The organism is Paenibacillus sp. NPDC057967 (assembly GCF_042887015.1).
In the GTDB taxonomy this organism is placed as follows: Bacteria; Bacillota; Bacilli; order Paenibacillales; family Paenibacillaceae; genus Pristimantibacillus.
The window spans coordinates 149,597-166,710 of sequence record NZ_JBHVQB010000003.1 but is presented as its reverse complement, the minus strand read 5'-3'; the positions used below and the strand labels follow the sequence as shown (position 1 = coordinate 166,710).

The window sequence follows — 17,114 nt, the reverse complement described above, 5'->3', positions numbered from 1 at the left end:
TAGTTGTCATTAGTATAGCCTTCCGGAGACATATTAATAAGATTCACGGTTCTGTCATAAGAATATCTATATATAGTGTGTTATAATCTTATTTACATACAATATGTTGATTATAGTGTGATTCATAGGTGTGAAGGGAGAGAATCGAAATGCGGAGATTAACAGGTTTGAGCGAAAAAATCTTTCTGGACCGGTATGCGCGCAAGCATGAGGACGCGCGTCGGGTGAAAGCTGGGGATACGGTACTTGCCCTGCTGAAGGATGATGCTAAATTTCCTGTGAAGGAGGTTGTTGAAGTTGTCAGCCGGGACGGGGAGCAGGTGACCGTGAAGACTGGCGAAGGCGAACTGCTGCAGACGACGACCATGCGGCTGACCCACCCCATCGAGCTGTCGCCGGAGCAGATGTGGGACCGGCTTGCCGAAGCGATGTCATCGGTGGAGCGTACGCCTGCCAAGAGTGTAGAGTGGGAGCGGAAGTTCCGGGAGATCCTGGATGATTGGAAGCTGGTGCCTGGGGGACGCATTGCAGCGGGAGCCGGGGCGAGCGATGAGCTTACCTTATTCAATTGTTATGTTGTTCCATCTCCGCATGATAGCCGGGGCGGCATTATGAAGACGCTCACGGATATGACCGAGATCATGGCGCGCGGCGGCGGTGTAGGCATGAATCTCTCTTCGCTCCGGCCTCGCAGAGCCATTGTCGCAGGGGTCAATGGCAGCTCCAGCGGTTCAGTCTCCTGGGGCGGGCTGTTCAGCTATACGACGGGCTTGATTGAGCAAGGCGGCAGCCGCCGGGGCGCGTTAATGCTGATGCTGAATGATTGGCATCCCGACCTGCTTGAATTTATTACGGTGAAGGAAACAATGGGCCAGGTGACCAATGCGAACCTGTCCGTCTGTGTGAGCGACGCCTTTATGGACGCGGTCAAGCGCGATCTGGAATGGGAGCTCGTCTTCCCGGATACGAAGGACCCGGATTATGACGAGGTGTGGACGGGCGATCTGGAGGCGTGGCGCAGCCTTGGCAAAAATGTGGTGACCTATAACAAGCTCCGGGCAAAGGAAATCTGGCATCGGATTATCGGCTCGGCGTGGAAGTCGGCAGAGCCGGGTGTTGTCTTTATGGAACGTTACAACAAGATGTCGAACAGCTGGTACTTCAACCCCATCGTCTCGACAAATCCGTGCGGCGAGCAAGGCTTGCCTGGTTGGGGCGTATGCAACTTGTCCGCGATTAACCTGTCCAAGTTCTACGATGCAGGGAAAAGGGATGTCGATTGGGCAGAGCTAGGGAAAGTGACGCAGTGGTCCGTCCGGTTCCTCGACAATGTCATCGACAAGACGCCTTACCACTTCGAGGAGAACGAGCGGAATCAGAAAAACGAAAGACGGATCGGGCTCGGTACGATGGGACTTGCGGAGCTGATGATTAAGCTCAAGATCCGATACGGCAGCGAGGAATCGCTGGCGTTCCTGGATAAGCTGTACGGCTTTATGGCGAAGGAAGCTTATGTGGCATCGTCCCGCATTGCATCGGAGAAAGGTTCGTTCCCTGCCTTCGATCGGGAGAAATACGTTCAGAGCGGCTTTATGAAAGAAATGATCAAGGCGTATCCCGAAGTAGGAGAGGCGATTGGGAAAAGCGGCATCCGCAACGTGACGATCATTACGCAAGCTCCGACGGGCAGCACGGGGACGATGGTCGGCACGTCGACGGGAATCGAGCCGTATTTTGCCTTCGAATATTTCCGCCAGAGTCGACTTGGCTTCGACAAGCAGCTTGTTCCGATTGCGCAGGAGTGGAAGGATGCGCATCCCGGCGAGGAACTGCCGGACTACTTCGTAACAGCGATGCAATTATCCGCCGAAAATCATATTCGCGCCCAGGCTGCTATCCAGCGCTGGGTAGACAGCTCGATCTCCAAGACGGCCAATTGCCCGGCTGACTTCACAGTGGAAGAGACAGAGCGGTTGTATGAGCTGGCATACGAGCTTGGCTGCAAGGGCGTTACGATCTATCGCGACGGCAGCCGTGACGTGCAGGTGCTGTCTACGGCCGATAAGAGCGGAGATGATAATGGCGATGCAGGCAAGGAGAAAGTTGATGCTCCGTCTGTGGAAGCTGCAGTTATGGGAAGGGTGGAAGCCGTAGAGCCTGACGGAGCAGCGGAAGCTGTGGCAACAGTGTACAGTGAAGCTGACTGGGCTGCGCAGGAATCGACGGTGACAGCTGAAGCATCTCCAGTGTTCGCTGCTCCAGGAGTGGATAGACAATATAAGAAGCGGCCGTCGGTGCTGCGCGGAGCGACGTACAAGATTAACACGCCGTTCGGCATGGCCTATATTACGATCAATGATCTGGACGGTACGCCTGCTGAGATTTTCCTGAACGTAGGCAAGGCAGGCTCCGATGTATTCGCTATGGCGGAGGCGCTTGGACGTGTCTGCTCGTTATTCCTTCGTTATGGAGACCATGGCCAGAAAATCCGTCTGTTGATCAAACATCTGAAGGGCATCGGCGGTTCGGGCGCCATCGGCTTCGGCGTCAATCGGGTGGAGTCCATCGCAGATGCGGTGGCGAAGGCGCTGGAGATGCACGGGGACAGCGTAGCGGCTGGGGTTGAGACGGAGGCTCCAGCGAATGTGGAGGATGAGCATTTGTCTATTAGCGTGACGGATGACTCTATCGAGTTGCAGACTGTGGAACCCTCTGAGGAGGTTGCCTATTATCAAGAAATAGACCTTTGTCCGTCCTGCGGTTCCGCTACTTTGATCAATTTGGAAGGCTGCAAGCAGTGTGCTAGCTGCGGGTTTAGCAAGTGTAATTAAAAAAGGGTATGTTCGAATTTATACTTGATGTGTAACAATGAATAAAAGTCCAATGGGGTAGGCAATGACGACAATTGCCTGCCCTATTTTAATTGAATGAAAAGAGATATAAACGTTCTGGATTGTTTTTATTAATCATGAAAAAAGCGGTTCCCTGAGACTTCGTTATGAAGTCGTAAAATGATCAAGAAAAGCAAGTTCTAACCATGCATTGCGTGATAGGGGTTGTCCCAATAGTGCTCACATGATAGGGGAACGTCCTAATTTATACGCGAAAGGACCTCGAATACCACTATAGAGTGGTATTCGAGGTCCTTTTTCTTGAAAATAAGGTTCGACGTAGGTCTCAAAAAATTACAAATTAGCTTTTAAATCTATCTCAGTATTGTTATTTAATGTATAACGGTAAGATTATAAACAAGATATTACAAATATTTGACATGTGTGGACATCATCCTGATATGGTTTCAAACAAAATGATAGAGACATTCATATGGAGTCTTGCGTTGCTGGGATTATACGCTTCGTTATTCGAAAAAGAGCATAGCGTTGAAGAAGTATATCATAGACACATAGGAACCACCAGGGATGAAAAATCCAGCGGGGTGGTTCTTCTTTTCATGACGCGACTATGCCATCATACCTACATATTTTTAAGTAATTCTACCAAAAATATATATATTAATGTATAATTTTACTTGGACATCTAGCCCTGAATTTCTGATATCTAACCCCTTTTTAAAACTAAAAATGTATACAGGAGGTAATCTATTGAAAAAAATTTTCGTAATGTGCACATTAATTGTATTGATTATAGCAGGCTGCTCCAAAGTGGGTCCCGTACAGAAAGAAAATATAAAATTGTCGATTGGTGCTTCTGGGGAGATTCTAGAAGAATTACAAACGAAAATTAACAACGCATTTCCAAATTATGAAATAACCTATGAGATCCTTTTATACCATGAAATCGAATCATTGTACGAAGAAAAGAATTTACCCGATATTATTTTTGATACAGATTCCGCGTCCGTCCCGCCCCATTTGCGGGATAAATTATATACGGACTTAAGTCCTTTTATAAGCAAGGAGAATGTGGATTTATCCCGATTTGCTCCGGCTCTGTTGCAAAGAAACTCCCGTGAGAACGGCGAGTTATATGGGGTGCCTATCCAAAGGATTTTAACCGCGTTATTTTATAATAAAGCCCCTTTCGATGCTTTCGATATTCCCTATCCAACCGATGGAATGACTTGGGACGATGTGATCCTGCTTGCAAGTCGGTTCTCTGATTTTCCTAACGGATCGAAATATGTAGGTCTAGACCTTATAAGTGGCAACGGAGTACAAATGCTATTAGATCAATACAACGTCACGTATTTGGATCCGCAAACCGATCAATTCAAATTATCTTCCGAATTATTGGAAGTGATACAAAAGATTGATAACGTTTATGAAAAGAACGGGAATAGACCGACGAGGAGCTTTTTGAGTTTCCCAGATGGCTTTTTGAAACACGGGACAACGGCAATGTTTCTTGGTGTTCCGGTATATCCAATCGTAGATGGAGCCGCCAACAATCAAGATATCGATTTGGTGACCTTCCCCCGAGTTGATGCCAGTTCCAATATAGGATCTGGAACGAGGGCAATTTCTGTTCACATCAACAGTGAAAGTGAAAATAAAGAAAGCGCGTTTGAAATCATACAATATCTGGTATCGGATGAAGTGCAAAAGTTCTTGGTGGAAAATGGAGGAGGAACTGTACTGAGCGAATTAATTCATAATGATGATTTTGGAAAAAATATTCCGGAACTCCACAACAAAAATGTAAAAGCACTGTTTGAGTTGGAACTTCCTGAATTAGATAGACCAAGCAAGTACGAATGGATAGCATATCAAGGGGCAGGCCCCTTATTGGCTGAGCTCATTATGGGCACAAAATCAGTGGACGACGTAATGGATGAAATGGAAAGTGCTGTGAATGATGCCGTTATTGCGGCAAAAACTAAGGAAGTCGAAGAGTAAGAGGAGGCGGAGGTGGGCACTAGCGCGCTCGATTCGGAAATGGAGAGATAGCTTCAACATGCGGTAATTATTTACGATACATGATACATAGGAACCACCCCAGGATGAAAAATTCAAGGGGGTGGTTCTTTTTTTCGCGACGCGACTATGCCATCATGTAAGTGGGGGCGATGAAGGATGTTCCAGGATTTCAAGCTCGTTAGCGATCGGCCGGTCGTCATACAAGTGAAAGAATACATTCAACGTTTAATTATAAAAGGGGCGCTTCAAGGGGACCAGAAGCTGCCCTCCACACGCGAGATGAGCAGTCTGCTGAAGGTAAGCCGCAATACCGTTATTGCCGCCTATGAAAGCCTGGAGGATGACGGTTTTGCGTATGCCATCCCCGGCAAAGGCAGCTATGTTGCCGCGATGTCGGGCCACTCAGCAGCAGGCGGCAGCACTTCAGACGGTTCTGCAAGCTTGCAGATCGATTGGATGGCCAGAATGAACCGATATGCCCTATCGGCAGTTGAGCTGGATATTATGAAGCCAGGCATTCGCGGCTCGAAGGACATGATATCGTTCACCAGCATTGCTCCGGATGAGCATTTGTTCGATCTGGGAGATGTCAGGCGAGCCTTCATGGATCGGATGGCGATTGAAGGGCAGGTACTGCTCAATTACGGATACGCCAAGGGCTATAAGCCGCTGATTGACTACTTAATGCGCTATATGGAGAATAAGGGCGTCGATCTCAGCGGCAAAGATATGCTCATTACAAGCGGCTTTACGGAAGGCTTCGACATTGCCTTGTCTGCACTACGTCCTGAATCACGAAGCGGAGCGGCTATTTGTGAAAATCCGACGCATCATACGGCACTCAAAAATTTGAAGCTGCAAGGCTTCCAAATTACCGGGATACCGATGGAGCGCGACGGTATTTCTACTGAGAAGCTCGAGCAGGTGTTGAAGCAAGGGCGCACATTCGACCTGGCTTATCTGACGCCTTCCTATCACAATCCGACTGGTATTGTCATGGCGCCGGAGAAGCGCAGCGCCGTTATGAAGCTGATGACACGATACGGTGTACCCGTGATTGAGGATGGATTTAACGAGGAGCTGCGATACTCGGGAGCGCATATTGCACCACTCATTGCGACAGCAGGGCAAGGGAACGGGGTTATCTATATCGGCAGCTTCTCCAAAGTGCTGTTCCCCGGTCTGCGGGTAGGCTGGGTGCTGGGAGACCGTGCGCTGATCGACCATCTGGAAAGCATCAAGCGCGCAAGATCAATCCATACGTCTACTATCGATCAATCGATTTTGTATCAATATTTGCTCAACGGCAATTTCGATAAGTATGTGAAAAAAGCGCGAACGGAATATAAGCGCAAATATGAGCTGACCAAAGCATGCTGCGAAGTCTATCTGCCTGATGCGAAGCTGACAGGCGACGGAGGATTGCATCTGTTCCTCACTCTTCCCAAGGGCGTGAATACACGCGAGCTGCTGGCAGCCTGCAAGGAGCAAGGCGTTATATTCACGCCGGGAGACCGCTTTTTCATTAGGGAAGGCGAAGGGACGAATACGCTGCGGCTTGGATTCTCAAGAGTGGCGGATGAACATATTGAGCAAGGAATACGGATGATTGGCGAACAGGCAAGCAAGCTGATGCGCGCAAAATGATAAATGGGGTGTCAGGATGAAAATCGGAGTTATAATGGGCGGCATTTCGACTGAGCGAGAGGTTTCGTTAAAGACGGGGCAAGAGATGGTGGGACATCTCGATCGCAGCCGCTATGAAGTGGTTCCCATCGTAATTGATCAGCGGGAGGATTTGATTACGAAGGTTCAGCAATCTGACATTGATCTGGCATTGCTGGCTTTGCACGGACAGTTCGGTGAAGACGGAACGGTGCAGGGGGCGCTGGAGACGCTTGGCATTCCTTATACGGGCAGCGGTGTGCTGGCAAGCAGTTTGTGCATGAACAAGGAGCTGTCCAAGACGCTGCTAGCCTCAGGCGGTGTGCCAACGCCTGAGGGGCTGAGCTGGAAGGGGATGCATGAGTATGACCCGCAGGCGGTGGAGAGACTTGGCTACCCTGTTATTGTGAAGCCGAATACAGGCGGCTCCAGCATCGGCATTCAGCTTGTGCATAATGAGCGGGAGCTGCAGTCGGCTGTCCAAGAAGCCAGCGATCTGGATGGAACGATCCTGATTGAGCGTTACATCAAAGGAACGGAAATTACTTGCTCCATTGTGGACGGCGAGGCGCTGCCGATTATCGGCATCCGTTCCGCGCACTCGGAGTGGTTCGATTATAAAGCGAAATATGAGGACGGCGGCGCGGAAGAGAAGGTGATCGAGCTGCCTGCCGCAGTGGAACAGCGTGTCCGCGAGGCGGCGCTTGCCAGCTACAGGCTGCTGCAATGCTCGGTCTATGCAAGAGTTGATATGATATTGTGCGGCGATACGCCGTACGTGCTGGAAGTGAACACTTTGCCGGGCATGACCGCCAACAGCCTGCTTCCCAAAAGCGCAGCTGCCGCAGGATTTACTTTTGCCGGACTGCTGGACCGGATTATTGAAATCTCTTTGCAAGAGCGGAGTCCGAAACGGGGGATGGCTCATGTGTAAGAAAGAAGGTTCGGAACGATTTTTATCCTCCCGTGTGCAGCTCATTCGGCCGTCAGGCATTCGTAAGTTTTTTGATCTGAATGTGGCATCTGGCGGCGATACAATCGCTCTTGGCATTGGCGAACCGGATTTTGTCACGCCAGAGAAGGTACGCGAGGCATGTATTCAGGCATTGCGCATCGGACATACGAAATATACTGCCAATGCCGGGCTGTTGGAGCTGCGGGAGGAGATATCGGCGTATTTTTCGAACAGCTTCGATCTAACCTATAATCCCGAGCAGGAAATCATCATAACGGTGGGGAGCAGTGAAGCAGTCGATCTGGCGCTGCGGACCGTCATTAATCCCGGGGATGAGGTACTGATTCCGGCACCAAGTTATGTTGCATATGAGCCGATCACTCATCTGCATGGAGGGAGAATCGTAGAGGTAGCAACCTCGGCAGAGCAGCAATTCAAGCTGACGCCAGAAGCACTCCTGGCCGCTATTACGCCCAATTCCAAGGTTTTAATGCTCAATTATCCGAGTAATCCTACCGGATCAGTAATGACGGAGCGGGACTGGCAGCCGATCGTCGATCTCATTATTAAATACGATCTGGTCGTCATTTCGGATGAGGTGTATGCCGAGCTAACTTATGGAAGAGGGCATGTCAGCATCGCTTCCTTGCCAGGCATGAAGGAGCGTACAATCGTGATCAGCGGCTTTTCCAAAGCGTTCGCGATGACAGGCTGGCGGATAGGCTATGCATGCGGGCCGCAAGAATTTATAGCCGGCATGCTGAAAATTCATCAGTATACGGCTGTGTGCGCGCCAGCCATTGCACAGATCGCCGCACTGGAATCATTGCGTCATGGCTTGACTGCTAAGGATGAGATGATGGCAAGCTATAATGAACGCCGCAAGCTGTTTGTAGCCGGCTTAAATGCGATTGGGCTGACGTGTCACGAGCCGGAGGGAGCTTTCTATGCGTTTCCGTCTATCGTATCAACGGGCATGTCTTCCGAGCAGTTTGCGCTTCGTTTACTTCAGGAGGCGAAGGTGGCGGTCGTTCCGGGACATGTATTTGGACGGGGTGGCGAAGGGCATGTGCGCTGCTCCTATGCCACTTCCATCGTAGATCTGGAGAAGGCGCTGGAGCGGATGGGGAAATTTATGCAGGCGATGCAGCCGGTTTGATGACATTTAACGATATCGAATGTACGGGGAGCTTCAACCTACGCTGTGGCGGGTGGAGGCTCTATTCTTTTAGACAAGTAGGTTGAAGGCTCTAACTTCTGCTCCTAAATTCTGTACGCCTTGTCTTTAACTCTACTTCGTACGAATAGCTTGCGACTCCTAAAATAAACTTAAAGGCACGACGAGGCTTTTTCGTTTTCTTGAACCTTTCTTTGGTATCCCAAATGTACACCGTTTTGCCGATCCAAATTCTCAAGTATGCGGAGTGAAACAGGATTGGCTTCACAATCCCCCGCTGTTCAATCTCCGTTCCATCATCGAGCTCAGTCTCTGTTCGAATGAACCATCGATTGCCGATTCCTGCTTCGATATATTTCAAGTTGTAACCTCATTTCTTTTTCTCTTGCACGTGACCGAGGCGAATATCTTCCTTTATTCGTCATATATTCGTCATAGCCAGGTCATACTCCTTGTGGGTAGAACCGAAGCGGGGAAACGCGATATAATAGGGGAGAAGCAGCAATAAGATTTGAGGGTGAATGAAATGATTGTGTTGAAAACAAAAGAAGAAATTGCGAAAATGCGAGAGGCTGGCGTGCTTCTGGCGCAATGCCACAAGGAAATAGAAGCCATGCTCAAGCCTGGCGTTACAACCTGGGAGATCGATCAATTCGTAGAGCGTTACCTCGCCGAGAACGGTGCGACACCGGAGCAGAAGGGGTATCACGGCTTTCAATATGCAACATGCGCGTCAGTTAATGAAGTGATGTGCCACGGCTTCCCTGCCAAAAATCCGCTTAAGGATGGGGATATTGTAACGATCGATATGGTCGTCAATTTAAACGGCTGGCTAGCCGATTCTGCCTGGTCCTACCGTGTGGGCAATGTGTCCGAGGAAGCGGACGCTCTGCTGAGAACAACAGAGGAATCGCTGTATCTCGGGATCGAAAAAGCCGTCATCGGCAACCGTCTAGGCGACGTGTCGAATGTCATTCAGAAGTATGCCGAATCAAAAGGTTATGCTGTCGTGCGAGATTTCACGGGCCATGGCATCGGCCAGAAGATGCATGAGGAGCCTCAAGTGCTCCACTACGGTCCTGCGGGCAAAGGGGTCCGGCTCAAGGAAGGCTTCGTCTTTACGATCGAGCCGATACTGACGACAGGTTCGCATCGTATGAAGATCGATTCGGATGGTTGGACGGCGCGTACGGTCGACGGCTCCCTGTCGGCCCAATATGAGCATACTATCGCGATAACAGAGGACGGTCCGGTTATCCTGACCAAACTATAAACCGCCCTTCCATGGGGACGTACAGCCAAAGAAGCTCCGTGAGGCAGAAGCCTTACGGAGCTTTCGCATGTTGGCGCATATGCGTCGATAGTTGCGAGATGAACTAGCTGCATCGTCAGCAGATGAGTAAAACACTTAAGACGGGTTAATTGTAGAGGGCAGCCGGAAGCTCTGCTCGTTGCTAAGCAACACGATTTGGCGGTCGGTATGAAACCGGATGAAACCTTCCTTCTTGGGTGCGGTCTTGTACGTCTGCCATTGGCCAGTTTTCCAAGTTGCCGGGTCCATAGCAGCCAGCATGAGCTGAGAGGAGTTGTCCGGTACGAGATGCGTCCATACGGCGATAGCGGAGCGATCGTCCGACAAGCGAACATCCAGAAATTGCGTCTCATACAACGATTCTTCGAACAAATCATGCAGCGCGCCGTCGGATGTCAGCACAGAGATCGTAATCGGATAATCTTTACTCACGATCGATTCAAGCTCCTCAGGCGGGTCAAATCGAAGCAGATAGCTGCTTCGGATATCTGTCTCCTGAAGCCGCTGGAACACTTGACCCGTTCTTGTCCGCTCTCCAGTGCTGCCGCTGTACATGGCGAACATCGGAGCATGCGACTGCCTGGCGTCCATGACGAGAACTTGATCGCCTGCCCAGAGGTAATCGCCAAGCACAGGCAAATGGGAGTACGTATCCAGCACAGTGATCTTGTCTGTATCGATTGCATGAAGGGCTATAGCCAGCGGGCTGCTCATATTGGCCGTATCCATGAATTGGTAGACAATAACAGAGCCGTCCATCGATAGCTTGGCTCCTCGCTTCGTCACAGCGCTATCGCCGATCTCAACGGTATGCTGATCGGCTCCGACGAGATATAGATGGCCGAACGCTTCATACACATCCCCTTGGTCGCTCTTGCCAATATAGATCGCTTGCTCGATATGGAATGGTGCGGGTTCAGCGGTGACCGTTGTTGGTATAGTCGTCGAAGTTGCGTCCGAACCGGAAGCAGCAGGGGATGATGACTGTTCGGCTTCCTGAACTCCGCCCCAAATCGTACAACCTGATAAAAATAAGGAAAGCATCATAACCCATACCATTTTCATAAGATCCACTCATCCATCCGTTTGTATGATTTTTGGCTAAGACTTCTCCAGAGCATCCCAGTTTACCTTTATTGAACTTTTATTATCTTGTAGCAATTTCTTTTGGAATTCCGCGAATTTACCCCCTTGAATGATGTCTTCTTTCACTAACAGCTCCGTGAGTTTGCCAATGGTAATGAAATACCTGTAGCCGTCTACCGTTGCCTTGTCTTGCCAGAACGATTCTTCATCCATTCCTGTCAGGCGGATACGTTCTTGCATCAACGCTGCCATTTCCACTTGATCCGTGTCCTCCAGCATAGCTTTTTGCTCATCAATAAACTGTCTCAATTCCTCTTCGGGGATGGACACCCCTTTTTTCTTTGCGTATGAATAGAGAAGCTCGTCAGTCAGAATCTGATCCAGCAGCTCCTCGTCGGTTCGGGCCTCCGGTTCGACAGCCAACATCCTTTGGGCCAGTTCCAGGTTTTGCTTCGCATCCTTAAATCGCTTCACCGTCACCTCGACTCCGGCTCCCTTTGCCAATACCGGCTCGGATTGAAGGGAGGGATTGACGAATGCAAAAACAGAAATACCGATCGCAATAACAATGAGTACCGCAAGGACTACCCTTTTCTTCAAAATATATCGCCTCCTAAAGCTGGGAGTAGTTAAGATTATAAACGAATGAAAAGTAAAAAAGTTACATTTTTAGCCCGATATGCTCAAAAAAATATTGCTTGTTCACAAAATTGCTTGCGTTGGCAATCCAACGAAACGACAATGTTCTTGTCGACATTCTTCATACTTGGACATATTTTTCCATTTATTTAGAGCTTTTGAATCAGAACATGCAGGTCTAGCTGTCTATCAACTTCAAACTACTATGAACCATAGATATTTCCCCTACCACTATAGGATTATCTCCTTTCCAACAAGGCCTGCTCCGCTGCAAAATATAGGTATCTTCTCTATCCATTCCAATATTCTTCATGTTTTCCGCGTCATTATCTTCTTCTCTTTCATGCTTTCTGCCATTCCAGCGAGTCGCAAGCCGCAAGTCCACTGCAAGAAAAGCAAGGCTATCACTCTAGTTCCGTCTTATCGAAAGGGGGCACTATTTCGTCAGTCCACGTAATGTAATCGCTTACATCTAAGTTTTCATTCTTGTAGTCAAAAATCGAAGGGAGATTAGGATTTATGAATCGTTATTCACGAACAATGTCGCCGATTGAGCGGGTTTGTCTCATTACGCTTGCGTTGCTTGTCGTATGGTCGGGGTTTCAATGGGGGGCTTCGACAGTGAAAGCGGCCGCGCCGGGCGGCAAAATTATAGTAGGTTATTGGCATAACTTTGATAATGGTTCCACTAACATTAAGCTTCGGGATATATCGCCAGACTACGATGTGGTGCAGGTTGCGTTCACCGAGCCGGTGGGCGGCTCGCATACAGGCAATATGGCATTTACGCCATACAATGCGACAGTTAGCGAGTTCCAGGCGGATGTTGACTTCCTTCAGGCTCGCGGGCAAAAGGTGCTTATCTCCATCGGCGGAGCAAACGGCACGCTCGAGCTGGACACAACGCAGGCGAAGCAAACCTTCGTCACAACGATGAAAAATATTATTAATCTGTACGGCTTCGACGGATTTGATATCGATCTGGAGGGAAGCTCGCTCGCACTAGGCGCTGGCGATACCGACTTCAGAAATCCGACTACGCCGAAAATCACGAATTTGATCGCGGCTTCCAAAGAAATTATTGCAAGCTACGGACCGAATTTCCTGCTGACGATGGCGCCGGAAACGGCTTACGTGCAAGGCGGGGCCAGCACATACGGCGGTCCTTGGGGGGCATATCTGCCTGTCATCCACGCACTGCGCGATGATCTTGATTACTTGCATGTGCAGCATTACAATTCCGGCACAATGCTTGGGCCTGATGGAAGAGCTTATGCGCAGGGTACGCCGGACTTCCATGTAGCGATGGCAGAGATGATGCTGATCGGCTTCCCGATTGCCGGCAATGCGAACAACATCTTCCCGCCGCTCCGTCCCGATCAGATTCTGATTGGACTGCCGGCTTCTCCTCAAGCTGCGGGTGGAGGTTACACCACCCCGGCGAATGTGCAGAAGGCGCTTGATTATTTGATCAAAGGACAGTCGTTCGGCGGCTCCTATGTGCTGCGCAATCCGGCGGGCTATCCAGAGCTGAAGGGTCTGATGACCTGGTCGATCAACTGGGACAAATATGTTAACTACCAATTCTCCAGCAGCCACCGGGCTTATCTCGATCAATATGGCAGTGGAGGCGGAAGCGATACATCGCCGCCAACGCAACCTGCCAATCTGCAAGTTACGGGCAAAACCTCGACCAGCGTCAGCTTGTCCTGGAACGCTTCCACCGATGATCGCGGTGTGACCGGTTATATCGTTGCTTATGGTTCCAATCAGACGACCGTAACTGGTACAAGCGCAACGATTAGCGGGTTGACGCCGAACACGGCGTACACCTTTACCGTCAAGGCCAGAGACGCGGCGGGCAATCAGTCTGCAGCCAGCGCGCCAGTGACCGCAACGACGGATGCGCCGGTCGTGGATGTGACGCCGCCGTCCCAGCCTGCGAACCTGCAGGTGACAGCGAAGACGTCCACGAGCGTCAGCTTGTCCTGGAACGCATCGACGGACAATGTAGGCGTGACCGGTTATACCGTCAGCTATGGCACGACGAATGTGAATACAAGCGCAACCAGCACAACGATTAGCGGTCTTACGCCGAGCACGGCCTATTCCTTTACGGTCAAGGCTTATGATGCAGCGGGTAATGTGTCTTCAGCGAGCGCGGCGCTATCCGTAACGACGGATGCAGCGAATGTCTGCTCCGTTCAAGCCTGGAGCGCAGACACAGCTTATTCGGGAGGCCAACGTGTCTCCTACGGTGGAAGCGAATATGAAGCGAAATGGTGGACGAGAGGCGACCGTCCAGACCTGAGCGGGGCATGGGGCGTATGGAAGCTGATTGGTTCATGCGGCGGCGGAGCTGACACAACAGCGCCTACTGCACCCACCAACTTGATCTCGACAGCCTCAACGGCGACCAGCATCAGCTTGTCCTGGGGAGCATCGACGGACAATGTAGGCGTGACCGGTTATACGGTCTACTATGGTACATCAAGCGTGAATGTGACAGGCACAAGCGCGACGATTTCCGGCCTGCTGCCGAATTCAGCCTATACCTTCACAGTCAAGGCAAGAGATGCGGCGGGCAATCTGTCGCCAGCAAGCAATGCACTGACCCGTACGACGCCATCACAGGATGATACAGTGGCGCCTACGACGCCATCCAATTTGCAAGTATCGGCTGTAACAGGTTCCAGCGTATCGCTTTCGTGGAGCGCGTCCAGCGATAATGTCGGCGTCGCCGGCTATACCGTCAGCTATGGATCCACTAGCGTCAACGTGACGGGTACAACAGCCGTCATTAGCGGTCTTGCATCTGGCACGACGTACACATTTAATGTGAAAGCCTATGATGCGGCGGGCAATCAATCGGCGAACGCTTCCGTACAAGCGACAACCGATGTTTCATCAGGACCGGCGGCATGGACACCGAACGTAAGCTATAAGATCGGCGATCAGGTGACATACGGAGGCCGTACGTACAGCTGCCGCCAGCCGCATACATCGCTTCCGGGCTGGGAACCGACCAACGTTCCCGCGTTGTGGACTTTGGTGTAGGGGAGGGGAGCGGCTATGACAACTCCGATTCGGATGAACAGCCCAGTTGTTCGCGCGCTTCTGCTGGCGCTAATGGTGTCGCTCATATTAACGGGTATGCCTTGGGGCGCTGAGAAAGCCAGCGCCTCCATCCCGGCCGATAAGAAAATAATCGTCGGGTACTGGCATAACTTCGATAACGGCTCCGGCAATATTAGGCTTCGCGATATTTCACCCGACTTTGATGTGATCAACGTGTCCTTTGCGGAGCCGACGAACGGCCCGCAAGGCGGCACAATCGGATTTGCACCGTATAATGCGACCGATGCGGAGTTCATCTCCGACATTCAATATTTGCAGAGCCAAGGGAAGAAAGTCATTATTTCCATCGGGGGAGCGAACGGACAGGTGCAGCTGGCTTCCACGGCAGCGAGAAACGCCTTCGTCTCCTCGATGAAAGCAATCATTACGAAATACGGGTTTAACGGACTGGACATTGATTTCGAAGGACATTCGCTCTATCTGAATAGCGGGGACAGCGACTTCCGCAATCCGACGACGCCTGTCATTACGAATCTGATCTCGGCTGTAAGAGAGCTTCATGATTTCTACGGCGACGCCTTTATGCTGACGATGGCTCCGGAAACCTTTTTCGTACAGGTAGGCTATACGTTCTACGGAGGAAGCTGTATCTCATGCGATAACCGTGCAGGCGCTTACTTGCCAGTCATCCATGCACTGCGGGATATTCTTGATTGGCTGCAGGTGCAGCATTACAATTCCGGCTCCATCACCGCGCTGGATAATCAGTATTATGCGATGGGCAACGCCGACTTCCATGTCGCGATGGCGGATATGGTACTGACCGGCTTTCCGATTGCGCGCAATGCCAACTACTTCTTCCCGCCGCTGCGTCCGGATCAAGTCGTCATCGGCTTGCCTGCGAATCAGAATGCGGGCGGAGGTTTTACCTCAGTAGCAGAGGTACAGAAGGCGCTTAATTATTTGATGAAAGGCCAGTCCTACGGCGGGGCCTACCAGCTTCGGGGCGGGTCTCATCCCGGCATGAGAGGGCTAATGACGTGGTCGATCAACTGGGATAAATATAACAACTTCCAGTTCTCCACCAATCACAGGGCTTATCTGGATCAACTCGGAGGCGGGGGAGGAAATGACGTTACACCGCCGACTGCGCCAGCCAACCTGATCTCCACAGGCAAAACGCAAAATTCGGTCAGCTTGTCCTGGAGCCCGTCCACGGATGACCGGGGAGTCACCGGCTACATCATCTATTACGGCAACAAACAGACGACCGTAACGGGCACCTCAGCCACTATTAACGAATTGTTTTCGAATACGGCCTATACCTTTACGGCCAAAGCCAGGGATGCTGCTGGCAATCTGTCTGCGGCCAGCGCGCCGCTAACCGTCACAACGGATGCGCCGATTCTGGATGTTGCTCCGCCGACCGTACCGGGCAATGTCCAATCGACAGGGAAGACGTCTACCAGCGTATCGCTGTCTTGGAATGCATCCACGGATAACGTTGGTGTCATCGGTTATGAAGTGAAATATGGCTCCATTACCGTTAATGTGCCATCGACGAGCGCGACCATTAGCGGGCTTACGCCTGGCACAGCTTATACCTTTACGGTCAAGGCCTATGATGCAGCGCTTAATATTTCCGCTGCGAGCGCACCGGTTACGGTTACGACCGATCCGGCGAGCGTTTGTACGGTCCAGGAGTGGAATGCGAGCACTGCCTATAACGGTGCCCAAAGAGCTTCTTATGGCGGAACGATCTACGAAGCGAAGTGGTGGACGCGTGGCGACCGGCCAGACCTAAGCGGCGCATGGGGAGCATGGAAGGTGATTGGACCATGCGGCGACGGTCCAGGCACAGGCGGCGATACAATTGCGCCATCCGCACCAAGCGGACTGGCAAGCACAGGCGCAACCTCCAGCTCCATTAGCCTCAGCTGGAATGCTTCCACTGATAATGTCGGCGTGACCGGCTACACCGTCTATTACGGCACTTCCAGCGTGAACGTAACGGGCACGACTGCTACGATCAGCGGCTTGTCGCCTAATACGTCGTATACCTTCACTGTCAAAGCCAAGGATGCGGCGGGCAATTTGTCGTCCGCGAGCAATGCCCTGCAGGCTTCAACTTCGGAGGGCACAACCGGCCCGACGACTTGGGTGGCCCAGAAGAGCTACGTGGCAGGCGATATCGTCACTTATGCCGGCAAAACCTATCTCTGCTTGCAGCCTCACACTTCACTGACAGGCTGGGAGCCATCCAACGTTCCAGCCCTGTGGAGACTGCAATAATCGACTGAATAGGAAAAGAACTGTCTACGGACT

General features: G+C 51.0%; 11 protein-coding genes. 8 read left to right on the top strand and 3 right to left on the bottom strand.

The window, feature by feature from the left end:
• The first annotated feature begins 149 nt into the window (after window positions 1-149).
• The 5 genes from ACFVSO_RS08235 to ACFVSO_RS08215 all read left to right on the top strand — a co-directional run bounded on the left by ACFVSO_RS08235 (window position 150) and on the right by ACFVSO_RS08215 (window position 8,656).
• The gene (locus tag ACFVSO_RS08235) at window positions 150-2,831 is read left to right on the top strand and encodes an adenosylcobalamin-dependent ribonucleoside-diphosphate reductase (RefSeq protein ID WP_387472058.1); all 2,682 of its coding nucleotides are present in this window, start codon (window positions 150-152) and stop codon (window positions 2,829-2,831) included.
• Window positions 2,832-3,602: 771 nt separating this feature from the next.
• A complete protein-coding gene (locus ACFVSO_RS08230; RefSeq protein ID WP_387472056.1) occupies window positions 3,603-4,856 on the top strand; it encodes an ABC transporter substrate-binding protein in 1,254 nt (417 codons plus the stop codon).
• A gap of 177 nt (window positions 4,857-5,033) precedes the next feature.
• On the top strand, window positions 5,034-6,524 hold the full coding sequence (locus ACFVSO_RS08225; RefSeq protein ID WP_387472053.1) for an aminotransferase-like domain-containing protein: 1,491 nt from the start codon (window positions 5,034-5,036) through the stop codon (window positions 6,522-6,524).
• A gap of 16 nt (window positions 6,525-6,540) precedes the next feature.
• Complete coding sequence (locus tag ACFVSO_RS08220; RefSeq protein ID WP_387472051.1) at window positions 6,541-7,476, top strand: D-alanine--D-alanine ligase; 936 nt, start codon at window positions 6,541-6,543, stop codon at window positions 7,474-7,476.
• Window positions 7,469-8,656 (top strand): aminotransferase class I/II-fold pyridoxal phosphate-dependent enzyme, encoded by a 1,188-nt coding sequence (locus tag ACFVSO_RS08215; RefSeq protein WP_387472049.1) that lies wholly within the window; start codon window positions 7,469-7,471, stop codon window positions 8,654-8,656. The genes ACFVSO_RS08220 and ACFVSO_RS08215 overlap by 8 nt, the downstream gene beginning before the upstream one ends.
• Before the next feature lie 91 nt (window positions 8,657-8,747).
• Here the strand turns inward: ACFVSO_RS08215 and ACFVSO_RS08210 are convergent, their stop codons facing one another.
• Window positions 8,748-9,035: a DUF3977 family protein gene (locus ACFVSO_RS08210; RefSeq protein WP_387472047.1), complete on the bottom strand. Its 288-nt coding sequence runs from the start codon at window positions 9,033-9,035 to the stop codon at window positions 8,748-8,750.
• Between the two features lie 165 nt (window positions 9,036-9,200).
• On the opposite strand from ACFVSO_RS08210, the gene map reads away from it, so the two are divergent.
• Complete coding sequence (gene map, locus ACFVSO_RS08205) at window positions 9,201-9,947, top strand: type I methionyl aminopeptidase (protein WP_387472046.1); 747 nt, start codon at window positions 9,201-9,203, stop codon at window positions 9,945-9,947.
• Between the two features lie 135 nt (window positions 9,948-10,082).
• On the opposite strand, the gene ACFVSO_RS08200 is transcribed toward map, so the two are convergent.
• Together ACFVSO_RS08200 and ACFVSO_RS08195 are read right to left on the bottom strand one after the other, a co-directional pair.
• The gene (locus ACFVSO_RS08200; RefSeq protein ID WP_387472044.1) at window positions 10,083-11,051 is read right to left on the bottom strand and encodes a hypothetical protein; all 969 of its coding nucleotides are present in this window, start codon (window positions 11,049-11,051) and stop codon (window positions 10,083-10,085) included.
• A 36-nt stretch (window positions 11,052-11,087) separates the two neighbouring features.
• Entirely contained in the window at window positions 11,088-11,672 is a 585-nt protein-coding gene (locus ACFVSO_RS08195) for a SurA N-terminal domain-containing protein (RefSeq protein WP_387472042.1), read from the bottom strand.
• Between the two features lie 558 nt (window positions 11,673-12,230).
• On the opposite strand from ACFVSO_RS08195, the gene ACFVSO_RS08190 reads away from it, so the two are divergent.
• Together ACFVSO_RS08190 and ACFVSO_RS08185 are read left to right on the top strand one after the other, a co-directional pair.
• Window positions 12,231-14,768: a fibronectin type III domain-containing protein gene (locus tag ACFVSO_RS08190; RefSeq protein WP_387472040.1), complete on the top strand. Its 2,538-nt coding sequence runs from the start codon at window positions 12,231-12,233 to the stop codon at window positions 14,766-14,768.
• A gap of 15 nt (window positions 14,769-14,783) precedes the next feature.
• Entirely contained in the window at window positions 14,784-17,081 is a 2,298-nt protein-coding gene (locus tag ACFVSO_RS08185) for a fibronectin type III domain-containing protein (protein WP_387472038.1), read from the top strand.
• Window positions 17,082-17,114: the final 33 nt, after the last annotated feature.